This is a genomic window from Tardiphaga sp. (assembly GCF_025356345.1).
In the GTDB taxonomy this organism is placed as follows: domain Bacteria; phylum Pseudomonadota; class Alphaproteobacteria; order Rhizobiales; family Xanthobacteraceae; genus Tardiphaga.
This window is the reverse complement of the sequence record NZ_JANXTC010000175.1, coordinates 1-4,232: the sequence shown is the minus strand read 5'-3', so window position 1 is coordinate 4,232 and position 4,232 is coordinate 1. Positions and strand designations below refer to the sequence as shown.

The following is a 4,232-nucleotide window of genomic DNA, read 5'->3' as shown; positions in this document are numbered from 1 at the left end:
GCGATGAAGTCACCCTGCTTGCGCACGGTTGCCGTGTTCAGCGACAGCCAGCGATGGTCTTGAGAAAAATCCCGCATCTCAGACTTCAATCCCGCGCGTGGCCAGAACGGCCTTCATGCGCTGCGTGGCCTGTTCCGGATTCGACAGCAGCCCCGCCTGATCCGCGAGACGGAACAGTTCCGCGAGATGCAGGGTCGAGCGCGTACTCTCCTGGCCGCCGACCATGGTGAAGTGATCCTGGTGACCGTTGAGATAGACCATGAACACGATGCCGGTCTTGTAGAACCGCGTCGGCGCCTTGAAGATGTGCCGCGACAGCGGCACCGTCGGGGCGAGCACGTCGTGAAAGCCCTTGTCGTCGCCGGCCGCGAGGCGCGACAGCGCGTAGGACGCCGCTGGCGCGATCGCGTCAAAGATGCCGAGCAGCGCGTGGGAAAAATCCTTGTCGTCGCCGGCGATCAGCTCCGCATAGTTGAAGTCGTCGCCGGTGTACATCTTCACGTCAGGCTTCAGCCGGCGGCGCATGTCGATCTCGCGCTGCGCGTCGAGCAGCGAGACTTTCACGCCATCGACCTTGGCGGCATTGCGGTTGATGACGTCGACCGCGATGTCCATCGCCGTATCGAGACTCGGCGTGCCCCAATAGTTCGCCAGCCCCGGATCGAACATGTCGCCGAGCCAGTGGATGATCACCGGCTGCGCCGACTGCGACAGGATGCGATCATAGACGCGGCCGTAATCCTCGGCATTCTTGCCGAGCTTGGCCAACGCGCGCGACGCCATCAGGATGATGCGGCCACCAACCTTCTCGATGGCTTCGAACTGCTCCTCATAGGCCTTGATCACGTCGTCGATGGATTTAGCGTCCTCCACCGCGAGGTGGTCCGTACCGGCACCGGAGAACACCAGCCCGCCGCGCGGCTTCGCCGCCGCGACGGATCGCTGGATCAGCTCGAGAGAGGTAGGCCAGTCCATGCCCATGCCGCGCTGCGCGGTGTCCATTGCCTCGGCGACGCCGAGACCCAGGTCCCAGACGTGCTCGCGAAACGCGATGGTGCGATCCCAGTCGATCTTGCTGGTGAGCCACGGATCGCACTCCGCGAGCGGGTCGGCCACGACATGGGCCGCCGAGAAGGCAACGCGGTTCAGCGTGCCCTCGAGCCTGGAGGGAAACGTGCGCGACGCTGCCAGCCAGTAGGTTTCGATCGAACGATCGGCCTTCGGCAGTTTCAGCGACAGCGATGATGTCTGTAGATTTTCTTTGGGTTGGACTGGCTTGTTCATGGCGTGACCTCAGATCGAGAGCCTGGGCACATCGACCCAGCGGCGTTCTTTCCAGCTTTCCAGCGCGCATTCGACGAGCTGCACGCCCTTGGCGCCTTCCAGCAACGTGTATTTGTACGGCGCGTCCTCGCAGACGTGGCGGATGAACATCTCCCACTGTTCCTTGAAGCCGTTGTCGTACACGACATTGTCCGGCACCTTCTGCCAGTCGGCATAGAAGTCGTGGGTGCGCTTCTCGTCGGGATTCCACACCGGCCGCGGCGTCGCCTGGCGCGCCTGGATCATACATTCGGTAAGGCCGGCAACGGCCGAACCATGGGTACCATCGACCTGGAAGGTGACGAGGTCGTCGCGATAGACCCGCGTCGCCCACGACATGTTCATGTGGGCGATGACGCCGTCCTTCAGCTTGAAGGTGGCGTAGGCGGAATCGTCGGCCGTGGCTTTGTACTTCTTGCCTTGCTCGTCCCAGCGCGCCGGGATGTCAGTGGTGCCGAGACAGGTCAGGCTTTCAACTTCGCCGAACAAATTGTCGAGCACATAGCGCCAGTGACAGACCATATCCAGGATCATGCCGCCGCCGTCCTCGGCACGGTAATTCCATGACGGCCGCTGCGCCTCCTGCCAGTCGCCCTCGAACACCCAGTAGCCGAACTCACCGCGCACCGACAGCATCTTGCCGAAGAAGCCGCTGTCACGCAGCATCGCCAGCTTCTTCAGGCCGGGGAGAAACAGCTTGTCCTGCACGGTGCCGTGCTTGAGGCCCTTGGCATCGGCCTTCCGGATCACGTCGAGCGCCGCGGCCAGATTGGTCGCGATCGGCTTCTCGCAATAGATGTGCTTGCCGGCGGCGATCGCCTTGTTGAGCAGGCCGGGACGCGCCTGCGTCGTCGCCGCGTCAAAGAAGATGGAGTCGTTCTGGTCCTGAAGCGCCTTGTCGAGGTCGGTGGTCCAGCGTTCGATCCCGTATTTCCTGGCAAGGCCTTCGATCTTTTCGGCATTGCGGCCGACCAGGATCGGATCCGGCATCATGCGGTCGCCATTCTTCATCACGACGCCGCCCTGGGCGCGAATCGCGACGATCGAGCGCACCAAATGCTGGTTGAGACCCATGCGCCCGGTGACGCCGTTCATGATGATGCCGAGACGGTGGACAGCCATAGTCAGTGCTCCTGCAGGATTCTTGTTCTAGGGCGCTGGAGCGGCGCCAGCGCCGTCCAGTCCGGATGGGCGCCGGACGCGAATCCGGCAGAGGTCAGCGAGCCCGTCAGGAGATCGCCGTCGTGGATCTTCAGCCGGATGACGTCGCCATCGCGGCCATAGAGATCGGGATGCGCCGTGAGGAAGGCCTCCGCTTCAACGGCAGGCGACGCGCCAAAGCCATCGACATAATGGTGGCCGTTGCGCTCGGCGTGGGTCACACCAATCAGGGCGCCGAGCGCCAGGTCCTGCTGCACGCCGAGCCCGGCCTGACAGGTCAGATCCTCGCCGGTGATGAACCAGGCCTCGCCGCCAGTGCTCCACTTGGCGGCGCGCGTGGCGTTGACGATCGACTTGTAAATTCCCTTGCAGGATTTCGACGAGATGCCGCGATAGCCGAGCGCCTTGGCCGCGGGAAACGCGTCCCAGGAATCGTCGGCCTCATCGATGATGAAGTTTCGCGATGATAGCGGACCGAGCGGCGACTGCCGCGTCGCGTCGCGCGGCATCGGCTGCTCGATGTACAGCAATTTCGATGCGATCGGCGCAAGCGCCACGTCGTGGTCGAGGCGGTCGACCAGCAAGCCCAGCGCCTCGAGGTCGGCATATTGTTCATTGGCGTCGAGCGTCACCTTGTACTCGTAAGGCAACGTGCCGAGCGCCCGACCGATCCGGGTGAGGCGCGCCGCATCCGCGTGGGGGTCGCCGTTCATCTTCAGCTTGAAATAGCGGGCGCCGCTGTTCTCGCGGATATCAGCGACACCGCCCGGCCCTTCGATGACATCGTCGAGACCCACGGTGTGGCGCAACGCGACGCGTTCCAGTCGCTCGCGGCTGGCGAGAAATGCCGAGACGTCATCACCGGAAATATCCGGCGCCAGCCGGGCATCGAGGCCGGCGATATTGGCCACCATGCCGTCGAAGAAATTCAGATCGAGCGCGCGCAACAGCGCGTCACAGATTGCCTTGTCGATTTCCGCAGGTCCGAAGGCCGCGGCGAGCGGCGGGATGTCGGCTTCGGCGCAAGCCTTTATTTGATCCGCGATGCAGGCGACATGGAAATCGAAGGCGCTATGATAGCCCGTATGAGCCAGATAGAGACCGCGCGCGATTCCCAGCGACTGCCTGAGTTCATCGACCGTCTCGGCAATCTCTAGATGCGGTCGCTTGTCGAACCATTTTGGCACCATCAACTCGGCGCTGGCACCGGTGAACACGCCCCGCCCTTCCACGTCCAGCTCGACCCGGACGAAGACCTGCGGCGCAGCAATGACGGTAACCGCGCCAAAGCGGAACGGCCGGACAAATGCCACGGGACGCTCAAACAGCGTGATCTCGCGCAAAGCGATGCGGGGAGCGGTCATCATGAACTACGGCCTCTCAGCCGTCATTGCGAGGAGCGAAGCGACGCGGCAATCCAGAAAGCCGCACGCGCGAAAAGAGCTGGATTGCTTCGTCGCAAGAGCTCCTTGCAATGACGTGGATGGGTTCGTGCGCATGACGATTAGTCCAGCGTGCTTTGGGTGAAAAAATGCTTTCGCACCCTCGCCACCAGTTCGGTGAACACCGGGTTGGTCATCGTATCGATATTGCGGTCGCGGCCGAGCGGCACGTCGTAGATCGCCTCGATACCGCCGGGGCGCTCGGTCATCACCAGCACCTTGTCGGCGAGAAACACGGCTTCGGGAATCGAATGGGTGATCAGCAGAATGGTCTTGCCGGTGCGGCGCTGGATGCGCGACAGCTCG

The 4,232-nt window shown here is 63.0% G+C and carries 3 protein-coding genes and 1 pseudogene; all 4 read right to left on the bottom strand.

Annotation, left to right across the window (positions count from 1 at the left end):
• Positions 1-78: 78 nt before the first annotated feature.
• A complete protein-coding gene (locus Q0S16_RS10365; protein WP_295847864.1) occupies positions 79-1,284 on the bottom strand; it encodes a dihydrodipicolinate synthase family protein in 1,206 nt (401 codons plus the stop codon).
• A gap of 9 nt (positions 1,285-1,293) precedes the next feature.
• Positions 1,294-2,445 carry a Gfo/Idh/MocA family oxidoreductase gene (locus Q0S16_RS10360; RefSeq protein WP_295847863.1) on the bottom strand — a complete coding sequence of 384 codons (1,152 nt, stop codon included), beginning with the start codon at positions 2,443-2,445 and terminating at the stop codon, positions 1,294-1,296.
• A gap of 2 nt (positions 2,446-2,447) precedes the next feature.
• Positions 2,448-3,851 (bottom strand): hypothetical protein, encoded by a 1,404-nt coding sequence (locus Q0S16_RS10355; protein WP_295847861.1) that lies wholly within the window; start codon positions 3,849-3,851, stop codon positions 2,448-2,450.
• 137 nt (positions 3,852-3,988) lie between these two features.
• Positions 3,989-4,232 (bottom strand): annotated as a pseudogene (locus Q0S16_RS10350) (ABC transporter ATP-binding protein); the annotation flags it as partial.